Annotated in this window: 16 protein-coding genes; 8 read left to right on the top strand and 8 right to left on the bottom strand. The window is 72.4% G+C overall.

The window, feature by feature from the left end; genetic code table 11:
* Entirely contained in the window at positions 1 to 912 is a 912-nt protein-coding gene (era, locus tag ABZ860_RS31580; RefSeq protein WP_357227007.1) for a GTPase Era, read from the top strand.
* Positions 913 to 918: 6 nt separating this feature from the next.
* Here era and ABZ860_RS31575 read toward each other — a convergent pair whose 3' ends face one another.
* The 7 genes from ABZ860_RS31575 to ABZ860_RS31545 are packed head-to-tail and all read right to left on the bottom strand — an operon-like array spanning position 919 to position 6,315.
* Complete coding sequence (locus ABZ860_RS31575; RefSeq protein WP_357227005.1) at positions 919 to 1,401, bottom strand: hypothetical protein; 483 nt, start codon at positions 1,399 to 1,401, stop codon at positions 919 to 921.
* 10 nt (positions 1,402 to 1,411) lie between these two features.
* Positions 1,412 to 2,254, bottom strand: coding sequence for an urease accessory protein UreD (locus tag ABZ860_RS31570; RefSeq protein WP_357227003.1), 843 nt, complete (start codon positions 2,252 to 2,254; stop codon positions 1,412 to 1,414).
* 5 nt (positions 2,255 to 2,259) lie between these two features.
* Positions 2,260 to 2,973 (bottom strand): urease accessory protein UreG, encoded by a 714-nt coding sequence (ureG, locus tag ABZ860_RS31565; RefSeq protein ID WP_357227001.1) that lies wholly within the window; start codon positions 2,971 to 2,973, stop codon positions 2,260 to 2,262.
* A 43-nt stretch (positions 2,974 to 3,016) separates the two neighbouring features.
* A complete protein-coding gene (locus tag ABZ860_RS31560; protein WP_357226999.1) occupies positions 3,017 to 3,940 on the bottom strand; it encodes an urease accessory UreF family protein in 924 nt (307 codons plus the stop codon).
* Between the two features lie 8 nt (positions 3,941 to 3,948).
* Positions 3,949 to 5,667, bottom strand: coding sequence for an urease subunit alpha (locus ABZ860_RS31555; RefSeq protein WP_357226996.1), 1,719 nt, complete (start codon positions 5,665 to 5,667; stop codon positions 3,949 to 3,951).
* Complete coding sequence (locus ABZ860_RS31550; protein WP_357226993.1) at positions 5,660 to 6,016, bottom strand: urease subunit beta; 357 nt, start codon at positions 6,014 to 6,016, stop codon at positions 5,660 to 5,662. Before ABZ860_RS31550 ends, ABZ860_RS31555 begins: the two co-directional genes overlap by 8 nt.
* Positions 6,013 to 6,315: an urease subunit gamma gene (locus tag ABZ860_RS31545; protein ID WP_139579487.1), complete on the bottom strand. Its 303-nt coding sequence runs from the start codon at positions 6,313 to 6,315 to the stop codon at positions 6,013 to 6,015. The genes ABZ860_RS31550 and ABZ860_RS31545 overlap by 4 nt, the downstream gene beginning before the upstream one ends.
* A 212-nt stretch (positions 6,316 to 6,527) precedes the next feature.
* Here ABZ860_RS31545 and urtA point away from each other — a divergent pair, with 212 nt between their 5' ends.
* The 7 genes from urtA to ABZ860_RS31510 all read left to right on the top strand — a co-directional run bounded on the left by urtA (position 6,528) and on the right by ABZ860_RS31510 (position 12,824).
* On the top strand, positions 6,528 to 7,724 hold the full coding sequence (gene urtA / locus ABZ860_RS31540) for an urea ABC transporter substrate-binding protein (protein WP_357227233.1): 1,197 nt from the start codon (positions 6,528 to 6,530) through the stop codon (positions 7,722 to 7,724).
* An 8-nt stretch (positions 7,725 to 7,732) separates the two neighbouring features.
* Positions 7,733 to 8,587, top strand: coding sequence for an urea ABC transporter permease subunit UrtB (gene urtB, locus ABZ860_RS31535; protein WP_357226991.1), 855 nt, complete (start codon positions 7,733 to 7,735; stop codon positions 8,585 to 8,587).
* A complete protein-coding gene (urtC, locus tag ABZ860_RS31530) occupies positions 8,584 to 9,636 on the top strand; it encodes an urea ABC transporter permease subunit UrtC (protein ID WP_357226988.1) in 1,053 nt (350 codons plus the stop codon). The genes urtB and urtC overlap by 4 nt, the downstream gene beginning before the upstream one ends.
* Positions 9,633 to 10,394: an urea ABC transporter ATP-binding protein UrtD gene (urtD, locus tag ABZ860_RS31525; protein ID WP_357226985.1), complete on the top strand. Its 762-nt coding sequence runs from the start codon at positions 9,633 to 9,635 to the stop codon at positions 10,392 to 10,394. Before urtC ends, urtD begins: the two co-directional genes overlap by 4 nt.
* Positions 10,381 to 11,073 carry an urea ABC transporter ATP-binding subunit UrtE gene (gene urtE / locus ABZ860_RS31520; RefSeq protein WP_357226983.1) on the top strand — a complete coding sequence of 231 codons (693 nt, stop codon included), beginning with the start codon at positions 10,381 to 10,383 and terminating at the stop codon, positions 11,071 to 11,073. Before urtD ends, urtE begins: the two co-directional genes overlap by 14 nt.
* 177 nt (positions 11,074 to 11,250) lie before the next feature.
* On the top strand, positions 11,251 to 12,282 hold the full coding sequence (locus ABZ860_RS31515; protein WP_357226980.1) for a sigma-70 family RNA polymerase sigma factor: 1,032 nt from the start codon (positions 11,251 to 11,253) through the stop codon (positions 12,280 to 12,282).
* An 80-nt stretch (positions 12,283 to 12,362) separates the two neighbouring features.
* Entirely contained in the window at positions 12,363 to 12,824 is a 462-nt protein-coding gene (locus ABZ860_RS31510; RefSeq protein ID WP_357226977.1) for an SgcJ/EcaC family oxidoreductase, read from the top strand.
* Here ABZ860_RS31510 and ABZ860_RS31505 read toward each other — a convergent pair.
* Complete coding sequence (locus ABZ860_RS31505) at positions 12,766 to 13,812, bottom strand: alpha/beta hydrolase (RefSeq protein WP_357226974.1); 1,047 nt, start codon at positions 13,810 to 13,812, stop codon at positions 12,766 to 12,768. The genes ABZ860_RS31510 and ABZ860_RS31505 overlap by 59 nt on opposite strands.
* Position 13,813: the final 1 nt, after the last annotated feature.

Raw genomic sequence — 13,813 nt, 5'->3', positions numbered from 1 at the left:
GTGGACGCCGAATCGAGCGGTTTCCGTGCGGGCTTCGCCTGCTTCGTCGGCAGGCCCAACGTCGGCAAGTCCACCCTGATGAACGCCCTGGTCGGCACCAAGGTGGCGATCACCTCGTCCAAGCCGCAGACCACGCGGCGGGCCATCCGCGGCATCGTCCACCGGCCGGACGCCCAGCTGGTGATCGTGGACACCCCCGGATTCCACCGTCCCCGCACGCTCCTGGGGGAGCGGCTGGACAGTCTGGTGCTGTCCACGCTCACCGAGGTCGACGTGATCGGGTTCTGCGTCCCGGCCAACGAGCCGATCGGCAAGGGCGACCGGTTCATCGTCGACAAGCTCGCCGCCGTCAAGAAGACCCCGGTGGTGGCGGTCGTCACCAAGTGCGACCTCGCCACCCGCGAGCAGGTCGCGCACCAGCTTCTCGCGGTGTCCGCGCTGGCCGAGTTCGCGGAGATCGTCCCGGTGTCGGCGCAGGGCGGCGAGCAGCTCGACGTCCTCGCCGACGTGCTCGTCAAGCGGCTGCCGGAGTCGCCCCCGCTGTACGCCGGCGGGGAGCTGACCGACGAGCCCGAGCAGGTGCTGGTCGCCGAGCTGATCCGCGAGGCCGCGCTGGAGGGCGTGCGCGACGAGCTGCCCCACTCGATCGCGGTGGTCGTGGAGGAGATGAACCCCCGGGAGGGCCGCGACGACCTCCTCGACGTGTACGCGCACATGTTCGTCGAGCGCCCCTCGCAGAAGGCGATCGTGATCGGCCCGGGCGGCACGAGGCTCAAGGACGTGGGCACCCGCGCGCGGCAGCAGATCGAGGCGTTGCTCGGCACCCGCGTCTACCTCGACCTGCGGGTCAAGGTCGCCAAGGAGTGGCAGCGCGATCCCAAGCAGCTGCGGCGTCTCGGCTTCTACGACTGACGGCCGTCACCGGCGGCGCAGCAGCGCCGCGGCGGCGAGCACGGCCAGCGCGACCGAGGCCAGCAGGCCGGCGAACCAGCCGTACTGGATCGTCGGGTGCACCCGCAGCAGCCCGGAGACCTGGAAGTCGAGCCGGCCCACGAGGTCGCGCGGGTCGGCGAGGAACATGGCCAGCGCGAAGGCGGCCACCGCGCCGGGCAGGATCGCCAGCCCGGTGAACAGCCAGTTTCGCGTCGCGCCGAGCACGCCGAGCAGCATCGCCGCGATCCCGGCGCCCAGCACGAACCAGCCGGGGCCCGCGTCCACGCCGCGCACGGCGTGCGTGAGCGACGCGTTGAGGATGCCGAACTCGGCGGTGAGGCCCGCCCACGGGAGCAGCGCGGTCACGGCCAGCGCGAATCCCGCGACGAACACGCCGGCGGCCCGCAGGACGCCGGCCACGCTGGTGCCTCGCCGCGGCCTGCCGGGATGCTGCGTGGGTTCCGACACGATCACCAGGCTACGGCGCGAGGCGGCCGGTTTCAGCCCTTGGCGTGCCTCGGAGCCGGTCCAGGCCGGCCGGCGGGGCGCCGGGCGCCGAGCCGCACGCGGCGGCCGCGGCCTCCTCGCCGCGCCGCAGCCGCTCCCTGAGCTGGACCGCGTCCGCGCCGAGCGCGCACACCTGCACGCCGGGACCGGCAAGCGGCAGCGCCGCCCAGCCGTCCCCCACCACGGCCCGCCGCTCACGCTTGACGTCCGGCACGGCGGGCGGGGCCCAGGCGGGTCCCGCGATCAGGGTCGCGCCGACGCACCGGGCGTCGCCGTAGACGGCCGGGCTGCCGTCCACCGCCTCCTCGCCCACCAGGAGGTCCTGACGGAGCAGGGGCCGTCCGGCCACGGTCGCGTCGAACCGCGCGTGGCCGCGTCCCGGCCGTTCGCCGTGCCGCCCGAAGACGATCTCCTCCCGCCAGAAGACCGTGGCGTCCTCGGCGAGCGAGAGCCGTACGACGAGGCGGTGGGCGCATCCGGCGGCGAGGACGGTCGGCTCGGGGGAGAAGTGCAGGGTGGCGCCCGCGCCGACCCGCGCCCGCACGACCATGACCGAAGGGGCGTCCGCGAGACCCGGCAGCACCAGCGTGGCACCCACCGAGCGGACCTCCAGCGAGGTGCCGGGGGCGACGTCCACGCCGAGGTCGAGGTGGTCGCCGCGCAGCGGGCCCGCGCCCGTCGAGACGAGGTGGACCCGCTGCGGGCCGGTCTGCCGCAGCGTCAGCGGCGGATCGGACCGCAGCGTCTCCAGGCGGGTCCGGCCGCCGCCCGCGGCCTCCGTCCTGATCAGCGCACGCGCGGTGACGGCCGTCATGCCGGTCAGGACGCCGGAGCCTGCTGGACGGCGCTCGGGACGGCGTGGCGGTGCGGCTCGCCGTGCTCGTGCTGCCAGGCGTCGACCATGTGCGTCACCCACTCCGCCACGGTGTGGGCGCCCTTGTCCTCCCTGATCGACGTGAACAGCACCGGCTTGCCGTCCCGTACGGCCGCCGCGTCGCGGGACATCACGGTCAGGTCGGCGCCGACCATCGGCGCGAGGTCGGTCTTGTTGACGACGAGCAGGTCGGCCGAGGTCACGCCCGGCCCGCCCTTGCGCGGCACCTTGTCGCCGCCCGACACGTCGAGCACGAAGATCTGCCGGTCGGCCAGGCCCCGGCTGAACGTGGCGGTGAGGTTGTCGCCGCCGCTCTCGACGATCACGAGGTCGAGCGGCCCGAACCGCTCCTCCAGCGTCTCGACGGCGTCCAGGTTGGCGGCGATGTCGTCCCGGATGGCCGTGTGCGGGCAGCAGCCGGTCTGCACGGCGAGGATCCGCTCCGGGTCGATGACCCCCGCGCGGCGCAGGAAGTCGGCGTCCTCGGTGGTGTAGATGTCGTTGGTCACGACCCCGAGCCGCAGGGACGGCCCGAGACTGCGGCACAGCGCCGCCACCAGGGCGGTCTTGCCGCTGCCGACCGGTCCGCCGATGCCGAGGCGGAGCGCCCGCCCGTGTGGCTCGGCCGCGTCGTGGAGGTCGTCGTGGTGAGCGCCCATGTGGGTACCTGCTCTTTCTCGTGCGGTGGCCGGTGCGAAGACGTCAGGAGACGAAGAGCTTCATTGGGTTGGTCAGGTGTCCCTCCGCCAGGAGGTCGAGCGCGGGCGCGCTGTGCCCCGGCAGCGCGCGCCATCGCGCGTGCCAGGCCGCATGCCGCCCATGGGGGTGTCCAGGCTGCTGTCCCGGGTGCCGTTCTGAGATGTGTTCCGGGTGGTGTTCCGTCTCGCGCCCGTCCGGCTCGTCATCCGCCGGGGCCGCGTCGTCGAGCGCCGCGCAGGCGGCGCGGGCCGCGTCCTCGAGCGCGGGGGCGAGGCCGGCGAGCAGGCGGTGGACGGTGACCGGGTCGAGGCCGAGGAGCCGCACGGCCGCCGTGGCCGGGCCGGTGACCGAGGTGTAGGCGGCGGCCAGCGCGGCCTGGCGGGGCGCGCACCCCGCCGAGGCCGCAGCCGCGCCGAGCGCGACGGGGTGGTGCGGGCCCTCGGGCACGGCCCGCGCGAGCGCGTCCAGGGCGGCCGAGGGCCACAGCCGGCGGGCCGTGCGCAGCAGGAGCCGTCCCTGCGTGCGGGCGGCCTCCCGCTGGGCGGGCGAGGCGGTCCTGGCGTCGGCCTCGGTGTCCAGCCGCCGCCACAGCTCGATGCCGTCCGCGGCGTCGTCCGCGGGCGGCACCTTCGGGTCGCGGGCGGCGCCGAGCTGCGGGCCTGCACCGCCGCCGTACGCGGCGGGCGCGGCGGGCGCGGTGGCGGCTCCGGCGCCGGCTTCGGCGGCGGCCAGCTCGCACGCGGTGGCGGCGAGGGCGGCGGTGACGAGGCCGGCGGTGGCGAGCCTGCCGCGCAGGAACCGCGCCAGGTCGCCGGTGCCGGTGACCGTGCCCCGCCGTACGGCCTCCTCCACGCCGCCCGAGTGGGCGTGCCCGCCCGCGGGCAGCCGCGAGTCGGCGAGCAGCAGCAGCGCCGCGTCCCCCTCCATGACGGGCATCAGAAGAGGAAGTAGCGCTGCGCCATCGGCAGCGACTCGGCCGGGGCGGGCTCGATCAGCTCGCCGTCCACGCGTACGGCGAAGGTGTCGGGGTCCACCCGGATGTCCGGCAGGGCGTCGTTGAGCGGCATCGCGTCCTTGCGCCGGGCGCGTACGTCGGCCACGGGGACCAGCCGCCTGCCCACGGCCAGGCGGCCGGCCAGGCCGTCCTCCAACGCGAGCGGCGCGACGAAGTGCAGCGACGTCGCGGCCGCGGTGGCCGGGGCCGCGCCGAACATCGGCCGGGGAAGCACGGGCTGCGGCGTCGGGATCGACGCGTTCGCGTCGCCCATCTGCGCGTAGGCGATGACGCCGCCCTTGACGACGAGGTCCGGCTTGACCCCGAAGAAGGCCGGGCTCCACAGGACGAGGTCGGCGAGCTTGCCGGGCTCCACCGAGCCGATCTCCGCGTCCAGGCCGTGGGCGATCGCCGGGTTGATCGTGTACTTGGCGACGTAGCGGCGGGCGCGAAGGTTGTCGGCCGGGCCGTCGCCCGGCAGCGCGCCGCGGCGCCGCTTCATCACGTGCGCCGTCTGCCACGTGCGGATGATCGTCTCGCCGATCCGGCCCATGGCCTGGGAGTCCGAGCCGATCATCGAGATCGCGCCCATGTCGTGCAGGACGTCCTCGGCCGCCATCGTCGTCGGCCGGATCCGCGACTCGGCGAACGCCAGGTCCTCCGGGATGGCGGGGTTGAGGTGGTGGCACACCATCAGCATGTCCAGGTGCTCGTGGTGGGTGTTGACGGTGTGCGGCCGGGTCGGGTTGGTGGACGACGGCAGCACGTTGGCGTGGGAGGCCACCGTGATGATGTCCGGGGCGTGGCCGCCGCCGGCGCCCTCGGTGTGGTAGGCGTGGATCGCCCGGCCGCCGATGGCCCGCAGGGTCGACTCCACGAACCCCGCCTCGTTCAGCGTGTCGGTGTGGATGGCGACCTGCACCCCGGTGGCGTCGCACACCCGCAGGCACGCGTCGATGGCGGCGGGGGTGGTGCCCCAGTCCTCGTGCAGCTTGAAGCCCGACGCCCCGGCCCTGAGCTGTTCGAGCAGCCCCTCCTCGCTGACCGTGTTGCCCTTGCCGAGCAGGGCCACGTTGACCGGATAGGTGTCCAGCGACTCCAGCATCCGGCCGAGATACCAGGTTCCGGTCACGGTCGTGGCCTTCGTGCCCTCGGCGGGGCCGGTGCCGCCGCCGACGACCGTCGTGACGCCGGAGGCGAGCGCCTCGTCGAGGATCTGCGGGCAGATCAGGTGGACGTGGGAGTCGACGGCGCCCGCCGTGACGATCTTGCCGTTCGCCGCGAGGATCTCGGTGGACGGGCCGATGACGAGGTCCGGGTGGACGCCGTCCATCGTGTCGGGGTTGCCGGCCTTGCCGATGGCGGCGATCCGGCCGTCGCGGACGCCGATGTCGGCCTTGACCACGCCCCAGTGGTCGAGGATCACCGCGCCGGTGATGACGAGGTCGGCCGCGCCCTCGGCCCTCGTGGTGCGCGCCTGCCCCATCGACTCGCGGATGACCTTGCCGCCGCCGAACACGGCCTCGTCGCCCGCTCCGGCGGGACCCATCGACAGGTCCTCGGTCACCTCGACGTACAGGTCGGTGTCGGCCAGGCGCACCCGGTCGCCGGTGGTCGGGCCGTACAGCGCGGCGTAGCGGGAGCGTTCGACGCTAGACATCGGTCCTCCCGTCGAGAGGCCCGGCCCACTCGGGACGAAGGCCCGGTACGACCCGGTGGCCGGCGATCGGGACCAGCGTGACGTCGCGCTCCACCCCGGGCTCGAACCTGACCGCGGTGCCCGCCGGGATGTCCAGGCGCGTGCCCCAGGCCGCCTCGCGGTCGAAATCGAGGCCGGGGTTGGCGGCGGCGAAGTGGTAGTGCGACCCGACCTGCACCGGGCGGTCGGCCGTGTTGACGACTCTCAGGGTGATCCGCTCCCTGCCGGGGTTCAGCGGCACGTCGCCGTCGCCGCATACGATCTCGCCCGGGACGCCGTGCTCACCGGTTCGCTCGCTTCGCTCGCTCATGTGATCGGGTTGTGGACGGTGACGAGCTTGGTGCCGTCGGGGAAGGTGGCCTCGATCTGGACGGACTCCAGCATCTCGGGCACGCCCTCCATGACGTCCTCGCGCCGCAGGACCTTGCGGCCGGCGTCCATCAGGTCGGCGACGCTGCGGCCGTCGCGGGCGCCTTCCAGGAGGAAGGACGCGATGAGGGCCGTCGCCTCCGGATGGTTGAGGCGAAGGCCGCGCTCCTTGCGCTCGCGGGCCACGCCCGCGGCGACGTGGATGAGGAGCCGTTCCTGTTCGTGTGGAGTGAGCCGCATGGCGGGACGATAAGTACCCGGCGTTTCCCCCGCGTTACCCGCTGATTTCGTATGCGTATCCGGACGGCGGTGAGCCTTCGCTAATGAGTTGTTAACCGCCGGGATTTCGGCGGGAAATACCGCGCGCTCACCTTGGCGGCAGACGGATCGGTGCGGGGACCGCGGCGGCAAGGGAGAGGCATTTGCGTAACTCATTATGGCGCACCGGAGCGGTGTTCACGCTCGCGGCTGTGACGCTCGCGGCCTGTGCCGGACAATCGTCCACGAATGACACATCGGCCTCGTCCGGCGGCTCCGACACCATCAAGGTGGGCATTCTTCACTCGCTCAGCGGCACGATGGCCATCAGCGAGGTGACGGTCAGGGACGCGGAACTGCTCGCGATCGAGGAGATCAACGCGGCGGGCGGCGTGCTGGGCAAGAAACTGGAGCCCGTGGTGGAGGACGGCGCGTCCGACTGGCCGACCTTCGCGGAGAAGGCCACCAAACTCATCGCGCAGGACAAGGTCGCCACCGTCTTCGGCGGCTGGACGTCGGCGAGCCGCAAGGCGATGCTCCCCGTCTTCGAAAAGCGTAAGGCGCTGCTGTGGTATCCGGTCCAGTACGAGGGACTGGAAAGCTCGCCGTACATCTTCTACACGGGCGCGACGACCAACCAGCAGATCGTCCCCGGGCTCGACTATCTGAAGGAGAAGGGCAAGAAGAAGCTCTTCCTCGTGGGCAGCGACTATGTCTTCCCGAGAACCGCGAACAAAATCATCAAGGCGTACGCCGCGGCCAACGGGATGGAGATCCTCGGCGAGGAGTACACCCCGCTCGGGCACACCGAGTACAGCACGCTCGTCAACAAGATCGTCGAGGCGAAGCCGGACGCGGTCTTCAACACCCTGAACGGCGACAGCAACGTCGCGTTCTTCAAGCAGCTCAAGAGCACCGGGATCAGCGCCGACCAGATGCCGGTCATGTCGGTGTCCGTGGCCGAGGAGGAGGTCAAAGGCATCGGGGTCGACAACGTCGCCGGGCAGCTCGTGGCCTGGAACTACTACCAGACGACCGACACCCCGGCCAACGAGAAGTTCGTCGCCGCGTTCAAGGCGAAGTACGGCGCCGACAAGGTGACCTCCGACCCGATGGAGGCCGGATACAACGCCGTCTATCTGTGGGCCGAGGCCGCCGAGAAGGCCGGGACCACCGACGTGGAGGCCGTCAAGAAGGCCGCCGGCGGCGTGTCCCTGGACCGGCCCGAGGGCAAGGTCACCATCGACGGCGACAACCAGCACGTCTACAAGACCGCGCGCATCGGGGTCGTCCAGCCGGACGGCCAGATCAAGGAGGTGTGGAACTCCGGCGAACCGATCAAGCCGGATCCCTACCTCAAGACGTACTCCTGGGCCGGCGGCCTGGTCTGACGGCCGACATGGAGGGAGTGCTCAACCAGCTGCCGATCGGGCTGTCGATCGGAGCGGTCCTGCTGCTCATCGCCCTCGGCCTGACGTTCACGTTCGGGCAGATGGGCGTGGTCAACATGGCCCACGGCGAGTTCATCATGGCGGGGGCCTACACGGCCTACCTGCTCCAGGGGGTGGGCTTCCTGATCGCCCTCCCGGCCGCGTTCGTGGTCGCCGGGCTCATGGGCCTGGTGCTGGAGCGCACGCTGATCAGGCGCTTCTACGGCCGCCCACTCGACACGCTGCTGCTCACCTGGGGCGTCAGCCTGATGCTCCAGCAACTCGCGCGAGACCTGTTCGGAGCGCCCAACGTGCAGGTCTCCTCGCCCGCCTGGCTGCGCGGCGGCATCGGGATCCTGCCGTACAACCGGCTGTTCATCATGGCGCTCGCCGCGGCGTCGGTGCTCGCGATCTGGGCGTATATGAACAGGACCGGCCAGGGGCGGCGCATGCGGGCCGTGATGCAGAACAGGAGACTGGCGGCCACGAGCGGCATCGACACCGGGCGGGTCGACCAGCGGACGTTCTTCATCGGCTCCGGCCTCGCCGGGGTCGCGGGGGTCGCCCTCACGCTGATCGGGCCGGTCGGCCCGACGCTCGGGACGTACTACATCGTGGACGCGTTCCTCGTGGTCGTCGCGGGCGGCCTGGGCCAGCTTCGCGGCGCGGTGCTGGCCGCGGCCGGCCTCGGCCTGCTGAACTCCTACGCCGAGTTCTGGAGCGACGCCAGCCTCGCCAAGGTGGTGGTGTTCGTGGCGATCATCGGCTTCCTGCAGGTCCGGCCGCAGGGGCTGTTCTTCGTCCGGTCGCGGGCGCTGACATGACGGCGCCGGAGCGGTCCGTACGCCGATGGCAGGGCCCGGCGGTGTTTGCGGCCGTGGCGGTGCTCGCCCTGGTGGCGGCGCCGCTGCTGCTGGAGCCGTTCCGCCTCGGCCTGCTGGCCAAGTATCTCTGCTACGCGATCGTGGCGCTGGGCATCGGCCTCGCCTGGGGACAGGGCGGCATGCTCACGCTCGGGCAGGGAGTGTTCTTCGGCCTCGGCGGCTACGCGATGGGCATGTATCTCAAGCTCAACGACGCCGCCGGGGACCTGCCCGACTTCATGGTCTGGAGCGGGGTGGAGAAGCTGCCGGCGCTGTGGACGCCGTTCGGCAACCCGGTCTTCGCGCTGGCCATGATCGTCGTGCTGCCGGTCGCGGTCGCGCTGCTGCTCGGCACGCTGGTGTTCCGCCAGCGCGTACGCGGGGCGTACTTCGCGATCCTCACCCAGGCGCTGGCGGCGGCGCTGGTGATCCTGCTGGTCGGGCAGCAGGGGCTGACCGGCGGCACGAACGGCCTGACCAACTTCTTCGACTTCTTCGGCCAGGACGTGGCGGCCGACGGCACCCAGCGGGGGCTCTATCTGCTCGTCGCGGTCGTGCTCGGGGCGCTCTACCTGGGCGCCAGGCAACTCGTCCGCAGCCGGTTCGGGCGGCTGCTGCTGGCCGTCAGGGACGGCGAGGACCGCGTCCGATTCCTCGGCTACGACCCGGCCACCGTGAAGACGCTGACCTTCGCCGTCTCGGCGGGCATGGCCGGCATCGCGGGGGCGCTGTTCGTGCCCGTGGTCGGAATCATCTCGCCGGCCCTGCTCGGGGTCGTCCCCTCGCTCGAACTCGTCGTCGCGGTGGCGGTCGGCGGCCGGTTCGCGCTGGCCGGCGCGGTGCTCGGCGCGGTCGTCATGGGATACGCGCGGACCTACTTCAGCGAGGAGCTTCCGGACGCCTGGCTCTACCTGCAGGGCGCCCTGTTCGTGCTCGTCATGGCGCTGGCGCCCAGGGGCATCGCGGGCCTGGCCGCCGATCTCGTACGGAGAAGGGAGGCACGGGCATGACCGAAGCGCTTTTGGAGATCCGGGCTCTGGAGGTCGCCTTCGGCGGCTTCCGGGCGCTCGACGGCGTGGACCTGACCGTCGGCCGGGGTGAGCTGCGCTTCCTGATCGGGCCGAACGGCGCGGGGAAGACCACCCTCATCGACGTGATCACGGGCCTGACCAGGCCCACCGGGGGCTCGGTGCGGTTCGAGGGGCACGACCTCGTGGGCCGCAGGGAGCACGAGATCGTCCGGCTCGGCGTGGGCCGCACCTTCCAGACCTCGGTGGTCTTCGAGGAGCTCACCGTGCTGGAGAACCTCGACCTCGCCGCGTCGTTCCGCCGCCCCCTCTGGTCGCTGCTGCGCCGCAGGCGCGGGGCGTCGGAGGAGGTCACGGCGGCGCTGGAGACGACCGGCCTGGCCGCGCTGGCGGGCAGCAAGGCCGGGGTGCTGTCCCACGGGCAGCGGCAGTGGCTGGAGATCGGCATGCTGATCGTCCAGCAGCCCCGGCTGCTGCTGCTCGACGAGCCGGTCGCCGGCATGTCCTCCGGCGAGCGCGAGCGCACCGGCGAGCTGCTCACCGAAGTCGCCCGCGACCACACCGTGGTCGTGGTCGAGCACGACATGGACTTCCTGCGCCGCTACGCCTCCCAGGTCACCGTGCTGCACGAGGGCAGGGTGCTGACGGAGGGCTCGGTCGAGCAGGTACGGGCCGACCCGCGCGTGCAGGAGATCTACTTGGGACGGGCGCGGGAGGGTGCCGAGGATGCTGTCCGTTGAGGGACTGGAGTCGGGGTACGGCCGGGCCCGGGTGCTCTTCGGCGTCTCGCTGGAGGTGCCCGCGGGCCGCCTCGTCTGCGTGATGGGCCGCAACGGGGTCGGCAAGACGACCCTGCTCGACACCGTCATGGGGGTGCTCCCGGCGACCGGCGGGAGGGTGACGTTCGAGGGCAAGGACGTCACCCGGCTGCGCCCGGACCAGCGCGTACGGCTCGGCATGGGCTACGTGCCGCAGGGACACGACACGTTTCCCCAGCTCAGCGTCGTGGACAATCTCCTGGTCACACTGGAGGCGTCCGCGCACCGGGACCGGGCGGCGCTGGAGGAGGCCCTGGAGGTCTTCCCCCGGCTCAAACCGCTGCTCAAACGGCCTGCGGGATTCCTGTCCGGCGGCCAGCAACAGCAGCTCGCGATGGCCCGGGCCCTGGTCACCCGGCCGAAGCTGCTGATCCTGGACGAACCGACCGAGGGCATCCAGCCGTCGATCATCGTGGAGATCGAGGAGGCCGTCGAACGCCTGCACGCGAGCGGTCTCGCGATCCTGCTGGTGGAGCAGTACCTGGACCTCGCGCTTCGGCTGGCCGACGGGTTCGTGATCCTCGACGCCGGGCGTGTGGTCAGGTCCGGCCCCGCCCGGGAGCTCCAGGACGAGGAGGTCCACCGGCTGTTGTCCGTCTGAAGCCGGCGCTTACCCTGGAGGGGAGGAAGCGATCGCACGTGTGAACGCCTTCGGCCGTGCCGGAGGCTCCGCGCAGCGGGAGCGGCGGGGGCCGTCCGGACCCGGCACTGCGCACGGCCCGACCGCTTCCTCCGTCGTCTCCTCCTCCGCCGCCCCGAGCCGGGGCAGGATGGGCGGATGGGTGAGGAACGGATCGACCGGACGGGGCAGTCCGGCGCCGAACTGCTGGCGGCGGCCCGCTCCGGGGACGGCGACGCCTTCGGCCGCCTGGTCGGGCCGTTGCGGGACGAGCTGCGCGCACACTGCTACCGGATGCTGGGGTCGGTCCACGACGCCGAGGACGTCGTCCAGGACACCCTTGACCGGGCGTGGCGCGCTCTCCCGCGGTTCGAGGACCATGAGCGGCACCGGGGCTCTGTGCGGGCCTGGCTGTACGCGATCGCGACGAACAGGGCGCTGACGCTCATCGAACGGCGCGGGCGGCGCGAGCTGCCCGCCGATCTGAGCCCGGGAGGCACGCCGGCGGCCGAGGCGGCGTGGGTCGAGCCGTTCCCCGACAGGCTGATGGGCTGGACGGCGGAGCTGGGCCCGGAGGCGCGCGTCGTGGCGCGGGAGAGCGTGGAACTGGCCTTCGTCGCCGCGCTGCAGCACCTGCCGGCACGGCAGCGGGCCGTGCTGCTGCTGCGCGACGTCCTCGGCTACGACTCCGGCGAGGTCGCCGGCCTGCTGGAGACGACCGTCGCCGCGGTCAACAGCGCGCTGCAGCGGGCCCGCGCCACGCTCGGCCGCCTGGTCCCGCCGGCCACCCAGCAGCGGACCCTCGGCCTGCTCGGCGAACCGGCGTGGCGGGAGACGGCCCGGCGGTACGCCGCCGCGTGGGAGGCCGCGGACGTGGACGCCATCGTGGCGATGCTGACCCACGACGCGAAGTACTCGATGCCGCCGCTGACGGCCTTGTTCCACGGGCACGACGGCATCCGCGGCTTCCTGCTGGAGACGGCGCGGAACCGGCGCTGGCGCTTCCTGCCGGCGCGGGCGAACGGGCAGGTCGCGTTCGGCACGTATCTCTGGGACGACGCCCGTGGTGTCTACGCTCCCGCGGGCCTGGACCTGCTCGCCCTGCGCGGGCCGCTGATCGCCGAGGTGGTCTCGTTCCTGGACGCCCACCTGCCGGCGTTCGGCCTGCCGGCGGAACTGTCCCCCTCGTAGAGCGATAAGTCCGGCGGTTCGCGCGGGTTGTAGGTGCTGACAGCGAACATCAGCACCTCGACCCGGAAGGACCGAGTCAGATGACCGACGACCACGAGCGGATCCGCGACCTGATCGAGCGCTGGGCCGAGGCGGTCCACCGCGGCGACATCGACGGAGTGGTGGCCGACCACGCCGACGACATCGTGATGTTCGACGTGCCGCCGCCGTACGAGGGCGTGCGCGGCCTGGACGCCTACCGTGAGGTCTGGCCGCCCTTCTTCGCCTGGCAGGCACAGGGCGCCTGCTTCGAGATCGAGTCGCTGGAGGTGACCGCGGGGGAGGACGTCGCGTTCGCCCACGCCCTGGTGCGCTGCGGCGGCCCGGAAGAGCTCGCGGCGAACCCGCGGATGCGCCTTCGGCTGACGCTCGGCCTGCGCAGGCGGGACGGCCGATGGGTGGTCGCCCACGAGCACCACTCGTTCCCGTACGCCGAGCCGGCGGTCAGCCGTCGCGCCCGGCCTCGGCCCGCAATCGCCGAACGTGGCCGAGTATCACCTTGACGACCAGTTCCGGGCGGTCCCGGTGGATGTGGTGCCCCGCGTGCTCCGCGACGACGTGTACGGCGTCCGAGGACAGCCGTACCAGGTCGGCCTGGAGCGGAGACCAGACGGAGTAGAAGCGGCGCTGTTCGGCGGCCGCCTTCATGTCGGTGCCCGGCGGTTCGTCCGGGCTGGAAGAGACGACGGTGAGCGGAGTCGCCCCCAGGCTTGACGCTCGCCGGCGCACCTGCACCGGGTTGACCGTGATCGCGGCCGCCGCCTCACGCAACTCCGCACGGCGTTGCCGATCGCTGAGGTCGAAGGCGATCCTGGCGGGAAGTAACTCGGACGGCAGGCGCCGGGCCTCGGCTTCGCGGCGGGCGCGGTCGCTCCATCCGGCGTCGAAGGCCAGGCGCCGAAGCCCCAGGGGTGTCAGGCGCGAGCGCAGCATCTCCAGGGCGATCATCGTTCTCGTCCGGTGCAGCAGGCGGATCTGCTCGGGATGGCTGGAATCCACAAGGACGACCGCTGCCACGGCGTCGGGCCTTTCGGCTGCGAACAGCCGGACGACGTTCCCTCCGGCTGAATGGCCCACCAGAACGTACGGGGGAGTGATCCCCGCCTTGTCCAGCGCGCGCCGCAGGTCGCGAGCGGCTCCCAACGCCGTTGCCGCCCGCGGGGACGGGTCGCTCCACCCGAGTCCGGCGCGGTCGTACAGGACGACCGACGACTCCACCGCCAGTTCGGGTAACAGCGCGGCCCAGTTCAAACCCGGCTCCCCCAGTCCGGGCACGATCACGACGGTCGGCGAGCCTGTGCCCGCGGTCCACAAGTGAATCCGCCGGCCGCCGACGTCGACCATACGTCCGGGAGGAGGGAATCGGCGGCGATCGCGCCACGCTCCGTAGGTCTGGTAGAGGGCGCTCAGGGCGGCTCCGGCGATCGCTCCCGAAACGAGCCCCGTCAGCGCCTTGACCATGATTCCCCTGCCGCGGATCGAGCGGTTCATC

This window comes from Microbispora sp. NPDC046973, from assembly GCF_040644495.1.
Taxonomy (GTDB): domain Bacteria; phylum Actinomycetota; class Actinomycetes; order Streptosporangiales; family Streptosporangiaceae; genus Microbispora.
This window is presented reverse-complemented; position numbering and strand designations above follow the sequence as displayed.

What these genes read in the sequence shown, in the direction of transcription:
- ABZ860_RS31570 (WP_357227003.1), bottom strand. Translation starts at nt 2,254, where the DNA reads ATGACGGCCGTCACCGCGCGTGCGCTGATCAGGACGGAGGCCGCGGGC.
- ureG (WP_357227001.1), bottom strand. Translation starts at nt 2,973, where the DNA reads ATGGGCGCTCACCACGACGACCTCCACGACGCGGCCGAGCCACACGGG.
- ABZ860_RS31560 (WP_357226999.1), bottom strand. Translation starts at nt 3,940, where the DNA reads ATGGAGGGGGACGCGGCGCTGCTGCTGCTCGCCGACTCGCGGCTGCCC.
- ABZ860_RS31555 (WP_357226996.1), bottom strand. Translation starts at nt 5,667, where the DNA reads ATGTCTAGCGTCGAACGCTCCCGCTACGCCGCGCTGTACGGCCCGACC.
- ABZ860_RS31550 (WP_357226993.1), bottom strand. Translation starts at nt 6,016, where the DNA reads ATGAGCGAGCGAAGCGAGCGAACCGGTGAGCACGGCGTCCCGGGCGAG.
- ABZ860_RS31545 (WP_139579487.1), bottom strand. Translation starts at nt 6,315, where the DNA reads ATGCGGCTCACTCCACACGAACAGGAACGGCTCCTCATCCACGTCGCC.
- urtB (WP_357226991.1), top strand. Translation starts at nt 7,733, where the DNA reads ATGGAGGGAGTGCTCAACCAGCTGCCGATCGGGCTGTCGATCGGAGCG.
- urtC (WP_357226988.1), top strand. Translation starts at nt 8,584, where the DNA reads ATGACGGCGCCGGAGCGGTCCGTACGCCGATGGCAGGGCCCGGCGGTG.
- urtD (WP_357226985.1), top strand. Translation starts at nt 9,633, where the DNA reads ATGACCGAAGCGCTTTTGGAGATCCGGGCTCTGGAGGTCGCCTTCGGC.
- urtE (WP_357226983.1), top strand. Translation starts at nt 10,381, where the DNA reads ATGCTGTCCGTTGAGGGACTGGAGTCGGGGTACGGCCGGGCCCGGGTG.
- ABZ860_RS31515 (WP_357226980.1), top strand. Translation starts at nt 11,251, where the DNA reads ATGGGTGAGGAACGGATCGACCGGACGGGGCAGTCCGGCGCCGAACTG.
- ABZ860_RS31510 (WP_357226977.1), top strand. Translation starts at nt 12,363, where the DNA reads ATGACCGACGACCACGAGCGGATCCGCGACCTGATCGAGCGCTGGGCC.
- ABZ860_RS31505 (WP_357226974.1), bottom strand. Translation starts at nt 13,812, where the DNA reads ATGAACCGCTCGATCCGCGGCAGGGGAATCATGGTCAAGGCGCTGACG.